Genomic DNA, 17,831 nt, shown 5'->3' with positions numbered 1-17,831 from the left:
AAAGGCCCACATCCAACAAGCCCGAAATCCCCTAATCATCTTCACACGGAAACCGAAGGGCACAACCCCAACGAGCCCAAACTCACCCACTAGTCCTCCCAAGGAAACCGAAGGACCTAGTGATCCGGCGCAGGACGCGCGCGGATTCCGTTCGGCGGCAGACTCGACGTATTGATATACGCCTTCGTCTACCGCCGGACGGAAGACGCGCCGCCTCCGCCGGATCACTCCCGGATCACTCGATGGAGTCGTTCTTGGAGGTGTTATACCCCAGCTCCGCGCTGATGCGGCTGGCAGCGTCGACCACGAGCGGCCCGAGGGCTTTCATGCGCTTGGGCGGCATGAAGGGAAGGGCGGCGGAGACGGAGATGGCGGCGACGATTTCACCACGGCCGTCACGGACGGGGGCGGAGACGCAGCGCACGCCGGGCTCGTTTTCCTCGAGGTCGTAGGCGAAGCCCTGTTCGGCGAATTTGGCCATGGCGGAGGCGAAGGCGGATTCGTCGGCGTAGTCGTGCTCGGGGTCACGACCGGTGAGGTTGCGGTCCTGGACGTACTGGCTGCGCCAGCGTTTGGGCGAGTCGAGGAGGAGGGCCTTGCCGATGCCGGTGTAGGTCAATGGCATGCGGGCACCGATCCAGGAGCGGATTTCGATGCCGCGGGTGCCGTGGATCTTGTCGAGGTAAAGGGCCATGCCGGAGTCCTCGACGGCGAGGTGCACGGTGTCCTTGGCCTGCTGGGCGAGGTCGACGAGGATGGGGTGGGCGATGGACTGGAGGGAGACGCTGTCGAGGGCCTGGAATCCCAGTTCGATGAGGGCGGGTCCGAGTTGCAGACCGCCGTCGGTGTTTTCGCGGAGGAATCGTTCGACGCGCAACGCTTGAATGAGACGATGAGCGGTGCTGCGACTGAGTCCGGTGGCGTCGACCACCGCGCGCAGTGAGGTGGCACCGGCCGCCACGGCCCGAATGACCATGATGCCGTGGATCAGTGTGCGGGTGCCGGATGGGGCTGCGGCTTGCGCGTCGGTGCGCACTGCATTGTTCTCTACCATATCGTTCAACCTTAGTCGATGGGCGTTGGACGCCGTTGTTGAATATCACGCGAAAGCGCTGAAATACGTCAGGCCGCCCACCCAGAGGAGCAGGCGGCCTGACGGTCAGCAACAGCGGAAGGAAAGCCTTTCAACCCGTGGTCGGCGTTCACCCTTGCCCGGCGTTCAGCCCTTGTATTGGGCGATGTCGTTGGTAAGCGCGCGCACGTAGAGGTCGGTGTCGCCGGCGACGGCCACGAAGGTGGCACCCCACTCGTAGAACTTCTCCACGGTCGGGCGGTCGAAGGCGAGGGAGCCGATGGCCTTGCCGTGCGCCTTGATCACGTCGAACGCGTGGTGGATCTGATCCATGATGGCGGCGGCGTCATCCGGGTGGCCGAGCGATGCGGACAGGTCGGCTGGGCCGATGAAGATGCCGTCGATGCCGTCGACGGATGCGATGCCGTCGATGTTGTCGAGCGCTTCCTGGGATTCGACCTGGACGAGCAGGCAGATCTCGTTCTTGGCGTCACGCATGTAGTGGGGGATGCGTCCCCAGCGGCCGGAACGCGCGATCGGGGAGCCGACGCCGCGGATGCCTTCGGGCGCGTAGTTCACGGCCTTGACCATGAGCTCCGCCTCATCCTTGGTGTTGACCATGGGCAGCAGCAGCGTCTGTGCACCGAGGTCGAGCACCTGCTTGATGAGCACGGGGTCGGCGGCGGCGGGACGCACGATGGGCGTGGTGTCATAGGGGGCGACGGCGCGCAGCACGTCGAGGATGGTGTTGAGATCGTACGGACCGTGCTCGCCGTCGACGAGCATCCAATCGTAGCCGGCGTCGGCGGAGATCTCGGCGATGGTCGGCGATGCTGAGGCCATCCACAGACCGTACTGCGGCTTGCCTTCCTTGATCGCCTGCTTGAACGCATTGTGAGGTAGTGATGTCATTGAAAGTCCTTGTACGTGTGTGCCGTAGCCCATCGGTCTCCTTTGGCGTCGGTCGTGCGGCAGAACAACGGATGCACACGGCACCGTTGCGAAGTGGTGGACGGTTGGAATGTGCGAGGGTGACCGGTCGCGTATTTCACACAACCGGTCACCCTCCATGATTGGATCAGTGCTCGAACGGACGCTCGAGCGGGCATTCGCGGTTGAGTTCGACGCCGAATCCGGGCTTGTCGAGTTCCTCCGCGGTGATGATGCCGTCGTGCGGTACCGGCTCGTCGATCAGGACGGGGTCGAACTGCGGACGGACGTAGTCGGCATGCGGCGAGGTCATGAGCATCTCGCTGAACGGCGTGTTGGTGAAGGTGATGACCGCGTGGTGCGAGTACACGGAGGAGCCGTGGGGCACCACGAGCTGGCCGCGGGACTTGGCCACGGCCGCGATCTCGCACAGCGAGGTCACGCCACCGCACCAGCCGACGTCGGGCTGCAGGATGTCCACGCCGGCCTCGGAGAGCTCCTTGAAGCCTTCGAGCGTACCGGTGTGCTCACCGGTGGTCATGAGCATGCCCTTCGGCATGTTCTTCTTGAGTTCACGGTAGGACTCGATCTGCTGGGGCGGGAAGCATTCCTCCAACCACTTCAGCTTGTAGGGGGCTGCGGCGTGCGCCAGCTTGGTGGCGTAGTTGACGTCCTGACTCATCCAGCAGTCGAACATCAGCCAGAAGTTGTCGCCGACACGCTCGCGCATCTCCTTGAGCGTGGCGATGTCCTTGGCGATGCCCTCGTCACCGTCGGCCGGGCCCCAGTGGGTCGGCATCTTGCCGCCGATGAAGCCCATCTTCTGGGCGAGGTCCGGACGGGCGCCGGTGGCGTAGAAGTGGATTTCGTCGCGCACGGCTCCGCCGAGTAGCTTATAGACGGGGAGCTTGACGACCTTGCCGTACAGATCCCACAGGGCGAGGTCCACGCAGGAGATGGTGTTGATCACCACGCCGCCGCCACCGGAGTAGTACTGGGTGGCGTTGAGCATCTGATCGTGGATCAGCTTGATCTGGTCGACGCGCTTGCCTTCGACGAAGCGGGACAGATGGTGTTCGACGATGAAGCAGCCGACGGTGCCGGCGGTGGAGATGGCGAAGCCGGTGGTGCCATCGGACGCCTCGACCTCGACGATGAGTGTGCCGAGCACGTTGATGCCGAAGGACTGACGGGACTGCTTGTACTCGTCGTACTTGCTCATCGGCGTTGCGATGTGATCGTCGATCCAGTGATCCTTGCCCTGATCGTGATAGTCACCGCCGCCCTGGCCGTGCACCTTGGCCGCGGCGCCGCCCATGCTGTACGCGCGGATGTGCGTGATCGTGGGCAGCTTCAATGATGGAGCTAATGCCATAATGTCTGTCCTTGCTTCGAATTGGAGTCGTTCGTAACGCTTCGTTGCATCGATACCGCGATGTCGCGGCGTCGTGAACTGACGACACTCGTCACTGTACCATCTGTGAAATAGTGTCCCTATATTTGGGATTATCGACGATCGTTGATCATATCGTCGGAAAAATCACCATGCGATAGTCACATATCGTCATGAAGGCAAATTTCGGCATTTTTGCCACCGTCAAACCCATCCCAACAGGTGAGATGGCCATCCCAACCCCATACACTGACTACCAGTGCAGTGTTCAACCCCAACGACGGGGTCTCGCACGGTATGGGTCAGCGAAGTCGCCGACCCGAACGCCGCGACCGAACCACGGCACAGGGGAATATCCATCATCGAATTACAGAGGTCGTCATGGCAGACAACACCGTCACCAAGAAGTCAGGCGAGACCCACGAGCTCGCCGCGATCGTGGCACGCACCAGCGCCCGACTCGTTCCGTTCCTGCTGCTGATGTACGTGCTGGCGTTCTTCGACCGCACCAACATCAGCTACGCCCAGCAGTCGTATATGGCCGATACCGGCCTGACCGCGCAGGGATACGCACTCGGCTCCGGCCTGTTCTTCGTCATCTACTCGTTCCTTGGCACACCCTGCAACCTGGCGATGCGCAAGGTCGGCGCCCGCAAATGGCTGACCGTCCTCGCCATCCTCTGGGGTATCGTCGGCGCCGGCATGGCGTTCACCCACAACGAGACGCAGTTCCTCATCGTCCGCGTGCTCCTCGGTATCGCCGAAGCCGGCTTCTTCCCTGGCGCCATCTACCTGACTACCCTCTGGTTCCCGAAGGACAAGCAGGACGAGATCCGCGGCCTGTTCTACATGGGCGCGCCGATCGCCATGGTCATCGGATCCCCCGTCTCCGGACTGCTCCTGCAGATGCACGGCATCGCCGGTCTCCCCGGCTGGTGGTGGATGTTCTTCCTCGAAGGCATCGCCGCCGTGGCCGTCGGCATCGCCGCATGGTTCTACCTTGACGACAACCCGCGCACCGCCCGCTTCCTCACCCGCGAGGAAGGCAACATACTCGCCACCGCCATCGAAGAGGAGGAGCGCAACGCCCCGGTCAAAACCGAATCCTCCGTCAAGGGCGCCTTCAAGTCCTGGCGCGTCTGGGTGCTGTCCATCGTCTACTTCCTCATCCAGGTTGGCGTCTACGGCATCACCTTCTTCCTGCCCACCCAGGTCTCCGGACTTGTCGGGCAGAAGGTCGGTCTGACCGTCTCCCTCATCTCCACCATCCCGTGGGTCTGCGCCCTCATCGGCACCTGGCTGCTGCCCAAGTGGTCCGCCAAGGCCGGTCACCATCACATCTTCGTGGCCGTCATCCTCCTCATCACCGGCGTTTCCATCGCGGCCTCCGCATTCGCATCCCCGCTCGTCGCGATCATCTGCCTCTGCTTCGCCGCCACCGGCGTCATCGCCAGCCAACCCATCTTCTGGCGCATGCCCACCGAGCTGCTCACCGGAGCCGCGCTCGCCGGCGGCATCGGCATCGTCACCATGCTCGGCGGATTCGGCGGATTCTTCGCACCGAACATCCGCGTCTGGTTCGACATGCTCTTCGGCACCCAGGATACCGGCGAAGGCGGTCTCGTCGCCCTCGGCGTCTTCGTCCTCGTCGGCGCACTGCTCAGCTGGATCGTCGGCATCTCCGAAGGCAAGGGCAAGGACGTCTGATCCGCTCACCCCGCCACCTCACTGTGGTGCTTATATGACGTACCCATGTGTCATATAAGCACCACAACGCGTTCTGAGTGCTTATTGGACACAGCCATGTGCCGCACAGCACCGAGGCACGCCCAGAATGCTTATTTGACGCATCCGCGCATCGAACAAGCAGCGCATCATCGCTCTGGTGCTTATGCGTCGCGCCCATGCGCCGTATAAGCACCGAAGAGCATCTTCGATGCTTGTCGGGCACACCCACACGTCCGACAAGCACATATCCCGCGACAATTGTCCCATATATAGGGATTGTTGCCCATTTTATCTATACTGGACTATGCAAACGCGTTGACACCGCAGTCGAACACTCAACGGGCATCAGCGACCACAACGGAAATCACAGGAGATTCACCAACATGACCGCGAACACTTACGACTTCACAGGCAAGGTTGTCATCGTCACCGGCGGCGGCACCGGCATCGGACGCGCCATCACCCGCGGATTCCTCGACAACGGCGCCACCGTCGTAGCAGTCGGACTCCGCCCCGGCCCCCTCGAGGAAACCGTCGCCGGCTACGACAACGGCCACACCCACATCACCGATGTTTCCGACCACGCCCAGGTCCACGACCTCGTCCAGGACGTCGTCAACGAATTCGGCCACCTCGACGTCGTCGTCTCCAACGCCGGCATCTTCGAAGGCGGCGAAATCGAAAACGTCTCCGACGAAGTCTGGCACAAGCTCTTCTCCGTCAACATGGACGGCCTCTTCTACCTCACCAAGGAAGCCCTCCCCTACCTCAAGGAGACCAAGGGCAACATCGTCGTCGACACCTCCGTCTCCGGCCTCTACGGCGACTGGGGCCAGACCGCCTACAACTCCACCAAGCACGCCATGAACGGCTTCGTCCGCTGCGTCGCCCTCGACTACGGCCAGTACGGCGTCCGCATCAACGCCTTCGCCCCCGCCTTCATCGAAACCGACATCAACAAGGAAGTCTGGACCGATCCCGAACGCCTCAAGCCCTACATCGACCGCGTCGCCCTCGGCCGCACCGGCAAGCCCGAAGACTGCGCCGACCTCGCCCTCTTCCTCGCCTCCCCCGGCGCCTCCTACCTCACCGGTCTCGTCGTCCCCGTCGACGGCGGAACCACCGCAGCGACGGGACAGGGACGGAATAATTACGAAAACGACACCCGCACCGTACTGTGATTTGTGGTGATGGAGTGTCCTCATCGTTGTAGAGGACTTGACGTACTTTTGTACGCCTTCGTCCTCTACGCCTTGAGGACACACGCATCACCACAAATCACCAACCTAGGGTAAGAGGAAACGTCCGCGAGGATGCGGATGGTACAACCCGAACCTGAAACGGCTCCCTCGGCGAGGGGGCTTTTTCATACGCCAAACAAAACAAAACAAAACAACTACGTCCGAACGATTCCGAATTCCTGACAATAAGGAGCACAACCAATGACGCTTGGCGAGGACTACCAGCAGCCGGTACCCGGCCGCATGTACACCATCATCCCGGAAACGCCGGAGCACGAAGCCGCGCCCCGACCCTTCATCGACACCCACGTGCACCTCATGCACACCAGCCTCTACTCGTGGTTCAACCCATCCAAGCCGCTCACCTTCGAAGGCCCATGGGATCCGCTCTTCCAAGCCGGCGACTACGTGGCCACCGACCTCATCGACGAAGTGCACGGCAGCAACATCAACCTGGTCGGCACCGTGCACGTCCAGGCCAACGCCGACGACCCCGTCGCGGAAATCGCCGACGTCGAACAGCAGAGCAAGGAAACCGGACTGCCCGTCATGATCGTCGGCGGCGGCGACCTCTCCTCCCCCGACTTCGCCGCAACACTCGAACGCGAACTCGACTACCCCCATCTGCGCGGCATCCGGCAGAACCTCAACATGCACCCCCACCCGCTCTACCAGTACGTCAACATGTCGTACATGGACGATCCGGAATGGCTCGGCGGACTCGACCGACTTGCCGCCCACGATCTCAGCTTCGACATGCAGCTGTACCCCACGCAGTTCGCCCGCGCCTGCGAGGTGATCGACGCCCATCCGAACACACTGTTCATCATCAACCACATGGGCATGTGGGCCGACCGCGACCTCGCCGGATGGCAGCTGTGGAAGAACGGCCTCTATGAGCTCGGCAAACGCGACAACTGCGTGATCAAGATCTCCGGACAGCCGTCGATGGACCACTACTGGACCATCGAAAGCATCAAGCCCGGCATCTACACGGCACTCGACGCCTTCGGCATCGGCAAGACCATGTTCGCGTCGAACTTCCCCGTCGACAAGCTGCACTGCTCCTACCTCGACCTGGTGCACGCCTACGCGCGCTGCGTGGAAACGCTGTCCCCCGACGAGCAGGACGCGCTGTTCGTCACCAACGCGAAGACCTACTACCGCTTCTGATCCAGGGCACGGTCGACGCCGCTACCGCCATCACCGGCTATCACCGATCGTCACGCCTTCCCCGTGGCCGCAGCCACCGACGCCACATGCCGCACGCGAGCGCGCCCAAGCACCACGACCATCCCGCCGAACACGCCGGACAGCAGGGCCACCACCACGAACGCCCACAGCGCCACGGTGATCAGGCCGGGCACCAGCAGCGACGGCAGTGCAAGCGACGCGAAGGCGCACGGAATACGGGCGATGCCGAGAATCAGGCTCTGCGCCTGCGCCGACACGGCCACGGGGAAGGTCTCCTGAGTCCACACCTTCGCGTTCATCTCGCCCGCGAAGTTGCAGAAGAACTGGAACAGCATCACGGCGACGGCGGTGAACAGCATCGATCCGCCGACGGCCATGATCGCCATGGCCAGCACCTGCGCCAGCGCGCCCACCCAGAACATGCGATCACGCCACACGCCCTTCGGCACGCGACCGTAGGCCACGCCGCCCAGCACGCACAGCACCGCGGCCACGATGCCGATGATCATCGCCTGCGTCTGCGAGGCGTGCTGCGATACGAGCAGGTACGTCTGGAATTGGTTGATCGTGTTGGCCATGAGATTCCACATGACGTAGAACAGTGCGATCACCGCGAACATCACCGCGTACGGGCGGCCGGTCCGCTTGTTGACGGAACGCAGCACGTCGATCATGCCCCTGTTCGTTGCGGCAGCGGGCACGGCACCAGCGTTCGACGTCGATAGTACTGACGACCGCGCCATCGCCCGTTCGCGCTCCGCCGCCTCACGATGCAGTCGGGCGATACGCGGATCGAGCACACGCCACAGCGCGGTCAGCAGGGCGATCGCGGTCAGCACACCGAATACGATACGGGCACCAAGGAATCCCAGCGGGCTGACGATCAGCGCCAGCACGTACGGACAGAGGATGCCCGCCGACCACAGCACCTGCGTGCGACTGACCAGATGCGTTTTGCGGGTCTCGTCCGGCACGTCATGCGTGATCACGCTGATCGATACGGGCAGGTCGACGCCGACGGCGACGCCGGCCAGACCGATGCCGGCCGCGAGCAGGGCAAAGTTGGGTGCGATGGTGCAGATGGCGAGCGCCACGACGCAGACGACGACGTCGATGGCGAATGTCCGGACCAGACCGAGACGTTGGGCGATGAATCCGCCACAGAATGATCCGATGGCGAAGGCGAAGGTGAGGATGGCGGATACGGCACCCACCTGCGAGGCGTCCAGTTGCAGGCCTTCGCGCCACAATGCCAGTGTGGAGCTGAGGGCGAGGATCGTGCCCGAGCCGAGGAATGAGCCGAGGCCGGCGGCGACGCCCAGAACGCCGTATGCCGTGTCGTTGCTGACGACGTTGTTGCTAACGCTGTTGTTTACGCCGTCGTTGCTGACGACGTTGTTCACGTCATTGCCGCTGACGCTGTTCATGATCTGCCTTCCACCAATTGCACCGTTCGGCCCGATTCCGTGTTCGGCTCGTGCCATGGTTAAAAATCGGCATCAGCGTACCACCATCGGGAACTGCATTCCTCTATATGGGACGCAATATTCGATGGATCACATCACGCGGTCGGCGTGCGGAATCGTTGCCATTATTGGCCTCGGATGCGTTAGGCGATCGTCGGCGATCATGATCGACCGGCGAACAAGTGGGATGACGATCCGGCAAAACATGCAAAAAACGGCAGTCGATCATACGCGCCGACCGCACACACGGCATCACGCCGCGCACGCCAACCGGCCGCAGTCGATCACAACCGATTACAGCAGTACCAGATCGTCGCGATGGACCAGCGGATGTGCGTATTCGGCACCGAGCAGCTTACGCAGCTGCGAGGTGGTGCGTCCGAGTGTGGCCGGCACCTCCTCCGAATCGAATCCGGAAATGCCCTTGGCCAGTTTGTTGCCGTGTTCGTCGACGATGAGCACCGGATCACCGGCGGAGAATTCGCCGCGCACGCCCACCACGCCGGCGGACAGCAGCGATGCACGACCGCCTAGAATCGCCTTGGCGGCACCCTCGTCGGCCACAAGCGTGCCACGCGGGTCCGCGGCGAAGCCGATCCACAGTCGCCGTGACGTGCCACGCTGCTTGATCGGCGCGAACACCGTGCCCACGCGGTCACCCATCAATGCCGGACCGGCGTTCGACGCGCAGGTGAGCACGGTGGGGATGCCGGAGACCGCGGCCACGCGCGCCGCCTCGAGCTTGGTGACCATGCCGCCCGTGCCCACGGATGAGCCGGTGCCGCCGATGCGCACGTTCTCCAACGTGTCGAGCACGTTCGGCACGTAGTGGATCTGACGGGCGCCCGGCTCTTTGGGCGGGGCCGTGTACAGGCCGTCCACGTCGGTGAGCAGTACCAGCGCGTCGGCGCGGACGATGTTCGCCACGAGCGCGGACAGGCGGTCGTTGTCGCCGAAGCGGATCTCGTTGCTGGCGAGCGCGTCGTTTTCGTTGACGATCGGCACCACGCCGAGTTCGAGCAGCCGGTTCAGCGTGCGCTGCACGTTGCGGTACTGGGTGGCCTGTACGGTGTCGCGAGCGGTGATGAGGATCTGTCCGACGCGCAGCCCGTAACGGCCGAACGCGGCCTCGTAGTGGCTCATGAGCAGTCCCTGACCCACGGATGCTGCGGCCTGCTGGGTGGCCACGTCGGTCGGGCGCGCGTCGAAGCCGAGCGGTCCGAATCCGGAGGCGATGGCGCCGGAGGAGACGAGCACCACGCGGGCGTCCATGCGCACGGTCTGCGCGATGGCGGTGACGAGTCCGCGCAGTCGCTCCGGGTCGAGATGGCCGGAACTGCCGCTGAGCGAGCTTGATCCCACCTTCACCACGATGGTGTGGGCTTCTGCGATGGCTCGTCTGACTTCGGCTTGTGACTGCGTGGACATATGCGCCTTCTGTTCTGTGTGGTGTGTCTGTGTGGTGTGGGTGACTACTGTTCCGAATCGGTTCGGCTGTCGTCGTTGCCGTCCGCGTTGCCGCCGCTGATGTTCAGCCGGTCGATCAGGCTGGTCTTGTCTTCCGGATCGTCGAGCACGTTCGGATCGGCCCAGTGGCCGGCGTCGCGTTCGGCCTGCATGGCGGCACGCACGGCGGCCTTCGCGTCCATCCACTCGTGGTATTCACGACGACGTTCGGCGTTGGTACGACGACGGGTACGACCGTCGGTCTCCTGCAATCGCAGATCCTGACCACGGCTGGCCTGCGGGGTGCCGTCGAGCATCTCCGCACCGGCCGCGATGGTCGGATCCCAATCGAACGACACGGCATAGTCGCCACGGCCGATGCGCACCTCGTCGCCGGCGTGGGCACCCATCTTGCGCAGCGAATCCTCCACGCCGAGCCTGGCGAGACGATCGGCGAGGTAGCCGACGGCCTCCTCGTTGTCGAAGTTGGTCTGGCGCACCCAACGTTCGGGCTTGTCTCCGGTCACGGTGAACCAGAATTCGCCGTTGGCGTTCTGTTCGCGCTCGATGTTGAAGTCGAAGCCGATGCCGCGTTCGTTGGCGCGACGGCGACGACGGGCGGGGTCCTCGAGCGGGCGGATGACCACGCGGGCCTCCTCCTCGGCCTTCTCCTGGGCGATCACGCGCTCGCGCATCTCGTCGACGATGTCCATAAGGGCGAAGGACAGCTCCTTGAGACCCTCGTGCGACGCGGTGGAGACGATAAACGTCTTGAGTCCGAGCTTTTCGAATTCGGGACGCACGAATTCGGCGAGTTCCTTGGCTTCCGGCACATCCACCTTGTTGAGCACGATGATGCGCGGACGTTCGGCGATCGGGATGGCACCGAGCGGCAGTTCCAGCTGGTCGGCGTAGATGGAGAGCTCCTTCTCGAGCGCCTCGTAGTCGGCCATCGGGTCGCGGTTTGGTTCAAGCGTGGCGCAGTCGATGACGTGCGCGATCACCTCGGTGCGTTCGATGTGACGCAGGAACTCGAGGCCGAGTCCCTTGCCCTGGGATGCGCCGGGGATCAGTCCGGGCACGTCGGCCACGGTGAATCGACGGGATCCGGCCATCACCACGCCGAGGTTCGGCACGAGCGTGGTGAACGGATAGTCGGCGATCTTGGGCTTGGCGGCGCTCATCGCCGCGATGAGGCTGGACTTGCCAGCGCTCGGGAAGCCCACAAGCGCCACGTCGGCGATGGACTTGAGCTCGAGCACCAGATCGCGTTCCTCACCGGGTTCGCCAAGCAGGGCGAATCCGGGAGCGCGGCGGGCACGGTTGGCCAGAGAACGGTTGCCCAGACCGCCGGCACCACCTTCGGCGGCCACGAAACGGTCACCGGGACGACGAAGATCGGCGAGCGGCTCGCCGGGCTGCTTCTGTTCGCCGGCACCGCCCTTGGCGGTGAACACCACGGTGCCCACGGGCACGGGCAGGATCATATCCTCGCCGTTGCTGCCGTCCTTGTCGCCACCCAATCCCTGGGTGCCGGAGGGAGCCGCACGATGCGGCAGGAATCGAAAGTCCAACAGACTGGTGGCGTTGGAGTCCGCCACGAAAATCACGGAGCCGCCACGGCCTCCGTCACCGCCGTCGGGACCGGCAAGCGGCTTGTACTTTTCCCTACGGATCGACGCAGCGCCGTTTCCGCCGTCACCGCCCTTGACATGTACCGTAACTCGATCGACAAAATCACTCATATTGTTCTACCTTACCGATTGGGCTTGAACGCTTTCGCATAGCGAAACCGTCTGCCGTGTGCTGTTCATGGCGTCATGTGACCATTCTGACCATTCGAACTGCCTCACTCATGTTCCTCCTCCGCACTGTTCTCCCGATTGACGCCGTTCGGTGTGCAAGGATGCAGGCTAGCTAAGATGCAAAAAGGCCGCGTCCGTGCAAGAAGCACAGAGACGCGGCCTTTGACGTTGCTGATTCAGCGCCGTAATCAGGCGGCGATGACGTCGACGACCTTGCGGTCACGACGGACGCCGAACTTCACGGTGCCGTCGGCCAGGGCGAACAGCGTGTGGTCCTTGCCGAGACCAACGTTGTGGCCCGGGTGGAAGCTCGTGCCGCGCTGGCGAACGATGATGTTGCCGGCGAGGACGGCTTCGCCGCCGAACTTCTTCACACCGAGGTACTGAGGATTCGAATCGCGACCGTTGCGTGAGCTGGACGCACCCTTCTTATGTGCCATTTGACTTATCCTTTCGAGTTAATAAACGCTTGGAAGCCTAAAAAGAAGCTCAGGCGATCGAGGTGATCTTCACCACGCTCAGCGGCTGACGGTGGCCCTTGCGGCGAGCAACACCGGTCTTGTTCTTGAACTTCTGGATGTTGATCTTCGGACCCTTGGCCTCATCGTCGATGACTTCACCCTTGACGGTGATCTGAGCCAGATCCTTGGAAGCGACGGTCACGTTGGCACCGTCGACGAACAGGGCGACGGGGAACTCCACCGTCTCACCCTTCTTAGCAGCGAGACGGTTGACGATGATCTCGTCGCCGACCTCGACCTTTTCCTGATGGCCGCCGGCCTTAACAATAGCGTACATAGCCCTACCTTGCCTGTATTTGCCTGTCAATAAAGCTGTTTGTCGTCTAGCAAACACGCCCCACAAACAGGCATAGCTAGACACCGACTGTCTAATTTACACAACACGCCCGACTTTCGCAACTTCGTCGTGCGTTTCCTGAGTTTTTTCCAATTCTTCAGCGGCTGTACAACCAACCCGGACCGGACCGGACAGTCCAGTGGACTGTCCGTAGGTGAGGGGCACATCCCGCCAAGGGATGTGCCGGCGACTGCACCAACCTTAGAAACCAAGAACGTTACTCTTTAGCATCCTCCGCAGCAGCTTGTGCAGCCGCCGCAATCTGCGCCAGCTTCGCCTTCACGTCGGGAGTGGAGCCCTTGGGCAGGGCCGGGTCCTCCTTGGGTTTGGCGATCGTGGTGCCCTGGTTGTGCTTGTTCGTCTTGATGAACGGGTCACCGCCCTTGAGCGCATACGGATCGTCGTACGACGCCGACACGATCGGCTCGTCGTGCAGGATGAATCCGCGGCCCTTGCAGGTGGGACACTCCTCGGAGAACGCCTCGACCAGACCCTGGCCAACGCGCTTGCGGGTCATCTGCACCAGACCGAGCGAGGTGACCTCGGCCACCTGGTGCTTGGTGCGGTCGCGTGCCAGGCATTCGACGAGTCGACGCAGCACGAGGTCGCGGTTGGCGGGCATTACCATGTCCACGTAGTCGATCATGATCATGCCGCCGATGTCGCGCAGACGCAGCTGACGGGCGATCTCCTCGCTGGCCTCCAGATTGCATCGGGTGACGGTCTCCTCGAGCGACTTGCCCTTGCCGATGAATCGGCCGGTGTTCACGTCGATCGTGGTCATGGCCTCGGTGCGATCGATGACGAGCGAGCCACCGGACGGCAGGTACACCTTGCGTTCCATGCCCTTGCGCAGCTGGCTGTCGATGCGCCACTGGTCGAACACGTCACGGCCGTTGTGCTCCTCCGGATCCCACTTCTCGAGCTTGTCCTGCAGGTCGGGGGCCATGGTCTCGAGGTATTCGCGAATACGCTCGTACACCTTGTCGCCTTCCACGACGAGCTTGTTGAAGTCGTCGTTGAAGATGTCGCGCACCACACGGATCGCCACGTCGGGCTCGCCCTGCAGCAGCTTGGGACGCTTGGAGTTGCGGGCCTTCTTCTCGGCCTCCTGCACGTGCTCCCACTGATGGGTGAGCGTCTCCAGATCCTTTTCGATGGCCTCCTTGGACGCGCCCTCGGCGGCCGTGCGGATGATCACGCCCATCTCGCTCGGCGCGATCTTGGACACGATGGACTTCAGGCGCGCACGCTCACGTTCGGGCAGCTTGCGGCTCACGCCGGTCATGCCGCCGGACGGCACGAGCACCAGGAAGCGGCCGGCGAGCGTGACCTGCGAGGTCAGTCGCGCGCCCTTGTGGCCGATCGGGTCCTTGGTGACCTGCACGAGCACCGGATCGCCGGACTTGAACGCCAGTTCGATGCGGCGCGGCTGACCGTCGAGGCGGGTGGTGTCCCAGTTGACCTCACCGGCGTACAGCACGCCGTTGCGCGGCTGGCCGATGTCGACGAACGCGGCCTCCATGCTCGGCAGCACGTTCTGCACGCGGCCGAGATAGATGTTGCCGACGGTCGACACCTCCTGGATGTCGGACACGTAGTGTTCCACCAGAATGGAGTCCTCGATCACGGAGATCTGGGTGTGCTTCTCTTTCTCGCGAACCACCATGAGACGGTTCACGTTCTCACGACGGGCGAGGAAGTCCTGCTCGAGCAGCGTGGACTGGCGGGAGCGGTCACGGCGGTTGTCGCGGCGACGCTGCTTCTTGGCCTCGAGTCGCGTGGACCCCTCGATGTCGGTGATCTCGTCGATGTACTGCTGCTTGCGGCTGCGACGGATGCGCGGCTCCTCATGCACTTCGGCATCGCCCTTGGCGCGGCGACGGCGACGGCGACGGGTGACGGTGCCGTCCTCCTCGTCCTCCTCACGATCGCGGTCACGTTCACGCTCATGTTCGCCCACGCGTTCCGCCACGGCGCTTGCGGCGCGTTCGCGACGTGCGTGCTGCGATTCGCCGTCCGTGTTTTCGGATCCGCGGCGACGACGGCGACGGGAGCGGGTTTCGCCGGCGCTCTCCTCATTGTCGTCGGACGATCCGGATTCCACGTCGATCGGCGAATACGAGATCTCGTCGTATTCGAGATCCTGTTCGATCTGTTCCACTTCGGCGGCCGCGCGGCGTTCCTGCGCGTTGAGACGACGGGAACGACGGGTGCGGCGGGATTCGCCGGATTCGTCATCGACGTCACGACGGTCACGAGTGTCACGATCACGGACGTCATGATCATCGGCACGATCCTCACGGACGTCACGATCACGATCGACGTCGGCATGACGGGACTGTCCGTCACGGCTCTCCTCATGATCACGATCGGCACGACGGCGACGACGGCGACGGGTGAGGGTCGGCTCCTCGGCGCTGCGATCGTTCTCAACGTCACGATTATCACGATCACGATCACGATCGTCATGATCGGCGTCGTCAGTGACCAGCTCGACGGGGCGCACGGTCGGCAGCACGGGCTCGCGAAACAGCAGCGAGGTCATCGGGCGCGCAGCGTGGCCGGAGACCTTCGGCTCGGACGACTCATGCGACGAGAACTCGGGCAGATCGGCGCTGCGCTTGGCGGAGCCCCGCCGGATCTCATGCAGATCGGCTTCGATGCCCTTGTCGGTGAACAGTTCGTCGGCGAGCGCCTTGATGCGCGCCTTGCGTTCGTGATCGGCGCCGGCGGCAGCGGACTCGGACTTGGTCGCACGACGACGGGTGCGCGTACGGGTAACAGGCGCGTTCTCGGCGGTGGACGATTCCGTGGTCGTCGCGGTCGGGGCGGCGGGAGCGACACCAGTGTTCTCGGTCTCTGCGGCGGCGGCCTGATCGGCGATCTGATCGTCGTTCTTGGCCGTGGATTCGATCTTCACCTGCAGCTTGGCACCGGCGGCACCGGCGGCACGGACCACGCGACGGCCGCCGCGACGGCGACGGGGTGCGGGCGTAGGCGCCGCAACGGGCACAGGGCCAGAGGTCGCCGAAGCGGATTCCTCATGTGCCATATTCTCGTTAGGCTCACCGACGGTCGTCTGCGAGGCGACATCGGCGATATTGGCAGTATTGTCTGCGGCGGCGTCAACGCCGTCGTGATGTTCAGTTGTCACGATTCTCCTTGAAGGCATGCTGCATCACGCCTTGTTCCACCCTGTGTCAGTCTGTCAACACCGCACTCTCACTACGGCCGCGTACGAACACGCCACTGCACAGGCACTTCAAAAGTCTTCATTTACGAGGAACGGACACCGTCGCTTCCGGCGCGTCAAGTGGGTGTCCATGCGCCGCGGAAGGGGATCGACGTTCATCGTACATCGGTGGTATGCAGAACCACCATCGTTAAGTATGGCACAAACTGCCGGACAGCGTGTCCGAATAGCTGCCCGGCAGTACGTCTTCAGCGACGCAGCCAATCCTCGAGAATGTCCGCCAGAGTGATGAGCTGGGATTCGGGGACCTGCTCGTCGTGCTTGTGCGCGAGCAGCGGATCGCCGGCACCCAGATTCACGGCGGGGATGCCGAGTTGGGAGAAGCGTGCCACGTCGGTCCATCCGAGCTTGGCGAGCGGTTCGCGGCCGGTGCGTTCACGGACGAGTGAGGCCAACGACTGCGCAAGCGGTGTGTCCATGCCAGGGCGGGCGGATGGCGATTCGTCCTTCATCTCGATGCCGAATCCTTCGAACACGCCGGCAGTGGCCATGTGTTCGCCGTTGCCGAGTTCCGCGCCGGCGTCCGCGCCGATCATCAGCGCCTTGGCCTCGGCGAGCGTCTTGTCGGGGGCGAACCGGTAGTTCACGTGGATGCGGCACTCGTCAGGGATGACGTTGGTGCCCTTGCCGCCGCTGATCAGCGTGGCGTTGAGTCCCTCGCGGTAGTCGAGGCCGTCCACGGTCACGGTGGCGGGTTCATAGGCGTTGAGCCGGTTGAGCACTTCGGCCGCCTTGTGGATGGCGTTGCTGCCCATCCACGCGCGGGCGGAATGCGCAGCCACGCCGTGGCAGATCACGTCGAAGCGAATCGTGCCGTTGCAGCCGCCCTCGATGCCGCAGCTGGTGGGTTCGCCGATGATCGCGAAGTCGCCGCGCACCCATTCGGGATGGGTTTCCACGACCTTGCGCAGACCGTTCTTCGACGCCTCCACTTCCTCGTGGTCGTAGAAGATGTACGTCAGGTCGTAGTTGGTGGCGTCTTCGGTGAGCGTGGCGGCAAGATAGAGCATCACCGCGTCGGACGGCTTCATGTCCGTGGCGCCGCGACCCCACAGCACGCGCTCGCCGGGGTTGTGTTCGTTGATTTCGGCGCGGATGAGCGGGTCTCCGGGTTGCAGCCATCGCGGCGGGAAGTTGTCGATCACCGGCACGGTGTCGATGTGTCCGGCCAGCAGCACGCGCTGGGGTTTGCCGTATTCCGTGGAGGCGATCACCGTGTCGCCGTGGCGGTGCACGGTGAGGTGTGGCAGGGCGGTCAGGTAGTGTTCCACGGCGTCGGCGAGCGGACCTTCGTCGTCACTCACCGAATACTCGTTCATGATCTGTTCCAACAACGTGTTGAGCGCCTCATCACGGGAGGCGTTCGCATCGAATCCAAGCGCAATCGTCATAGGTCCCATGGTAACGGCACTGACACACGACTTCCGTATTCGTCCCGAGTG

Annotated in this window: 13 protein-coding genes; 3 read left to right on the top strand and 10 right to left on the bottom strand. The window is 63.3% G+C overall.

The features are described 5' to 3' along the window. Positions 1 to 235: 235 nt before the first annotated feature. From BTIS_RS02040 to rhmD, 3 genes are all read right to left on the bottom strand, one after another. Positions 236 to 1,054 (bottom strand): IclR family transcriptional regulator, encoded by an 819-nt coding sequence (locus tag BTIS_RS02040; protein WP_094662189.1) that lies wholly within the window; start codon positions 1,052 to 1,054, stop codon positions 236 to 238. Between the two features lie 165 nt (positions 1,055 to 1,219). Continuing rightward, complete coding sequence (locus BTIS_RS02035) at positions 1,220 to 1,984, bottom strand: HpcH/HpaI aldolase family protein (RefSeq protein ID WP_094662187.1); 765 nt, start codon at positions 1,982 to 1,984, stop codon at positions 1,220 to 1,222. Positions 1,985 to 2,150: 166 nt separating this feature from the next. Then, complete coding sequence (gene rhmD, locus BTIS_RS02030; RefSeq protein WP_211279413.1) at positions 2,151 to 3,377, bottom strand: L-rhamnonate dehydratase; 1,227 nt, start codon at positions 3,375 to 3,377, stop codon at positions 2,151 to 2,153. Positions 3,378 to 3,776: 399 nt separating this feature from the next. On the opposite strand from rhmD, the gene BTIS_RS02025 reads away from it, so the two are divergent. The 3 genes from BTIS_RS02025 to BTIS_RS02015 all read left to right on the top strand — a co-directional run bounded on the left by BTIS_RS02025 (position 3,777) and on the right by BTIS_RS02015 (position 7,537). Beyond that, positions 3,777 to 5,102 carry an MFS transporter gene (locus BTIS_RS02025; protein ID WP_094662183.1) on the top strand — a complete coding sequence of 442 codons (1,326 nt, stop codon included), beginning with the start codon at positions 3,777 to 3,779 and terminating at the stop codon, positions 5,100 to 5,102. Positions 5,103 to 5,506: 404 nt separating this feature from the next. Beyond that, complete coding sequence (locus BTIS_RS02020; RefSeq protein ID WP_094662181.1) at positions 5,507 to 6,304, top strand: SDR family NAD(P)-dependent oxidoreductase; 798 nt, start codon at positions 5,507 to 5,509, stop codon at positions 6,302 to 6,304. Positions 6,305 to 6,565: 261 nt separating this feature from the next. Then, on the top strand, positions 6,566 to 7,537 hold the full coding sequence (locus tag BTIS_RS02015; protein WP_094662179.1) for an amidohydrolase family protein: 972 nt from the start codon (positions 6,566 to 6,568) through the stop codon (positions 7,535 to 7,537). A gap of 50 nt (positions 7,538 to 7,587) precedes the next feature. On the opposite strand, the gene BTIS_RS02010 is transcribed toward BTIS_RS02015, so the two are convergent. From BTIS_RS02010 to dapE, 7 genes are all read right to left on the bottom strand, one after another. After that, positions 7,588 to 8,985 (bottom strand): MFS transporter, encoded by a 1,398-nt coding sequence (locus BTIS_RS02010; RefSeq protein WP_158216811.1) that lies wholly within the window; start codon positions 8,983 to 8,985, stop codon positions 7,588 to 7,590. 333 nt (positions 8,986 to 9,318) lie between these two features. After that, positions 9,319 to 10,452 carry a glutamate 5-kinase gene (proB, locus tag BTIS_RS02005; RefSeq protein ID WP_094662175.1) on the bottom strand — a complete coding sequence of 378 codons (1,134 nt, stop codon included), beginning with the start codon at positions 10,450 to 10,452 and terminating at the stop codon, positions 9,319 to 9,321. A gap of 44 nt (positions 10,453 to 10,496) precedes the next feature. Beyond that, positions 10,497 to 12,215: a GTPase ObgE gene (gene obgE, locus BTIS_RS02000; RefSeq protein ID WP_094662173.1), complete on the bottom strand. Its 1,719-nt coding sequence runs from the start codon at positions 12,213 to 12,215 to the stop codon at positions 10,497 to 10,499. Positions 12,216 to 12,463: 248 nt separating this feature from the next. Further along, entirely contained in the window at positions 12,464 to 12,715 is a 252-nt protein-coding gene (gene rpmA / locus BTIS_RS01995) for a 50S ribosomal protein L27 (protein ID WP_094662171.1), read from the bottom strand. A gap of 49 nt (positions 12,716 to 12,764) precedes the next feature. Further along, entirely contained in the window at positions 12,765 to 13,073 is a 309-nt protein-coding gene (gene rplU / locus BTIS_RS01990) for a 50S ribosomal protein L21 (RefSeq protein ID WP_094662169.1), read from the bottom strand. A 277-nt stretch (positions 13,074 to 13,350) separates the two neighbouring features. Further along, positions 13,351 to 16,188 carry an Rne/Rng family ribonuclease gene (locus BTIS_RS01985; protein WP_094662497.1) on the bottom strand — a complete coding sequence of 946 codons (2,838 nt, stop codon included), beginning with the start codon at positions 16,186 to 16,188 and terminating at the stop codon, positions 13,351 to 13,353. 389 nt (positions 16,189 to 16,577) lie between these two features. Continuing rightward, positions 16,578 to 17,789 carry a succinyl-diaminopimelate desuccinylase gene (gene dapE, locus BTIS_RS01980; protein WP_094662167.1) on the bottom strand — a complete coding sequence of 404 codons (1,212 nt, stop codon included), beginning with the start codon at positions 17,787 to 17,789 and terminating at the stop codon, positions 16,578 to 16,580. Positions 17,790 to 17,831 lie beyond the last annotated feature (42 nt).

Source organism: Bifidobacterium tissieri, from assembly GCF_002259645.1.
GTDB classification, from domain to species: domain Bacteria; phylum Actinomycetota; class Actinomycetes; order Actinomycetales; family Bifidobacteriaceae; genus Galliscardovia; species Galliscardovia tissieri.
Note: the sequence above shows the minus strand (reverse complement) of the source record. Positions and strands in the feature narration are given on the sequence as shown.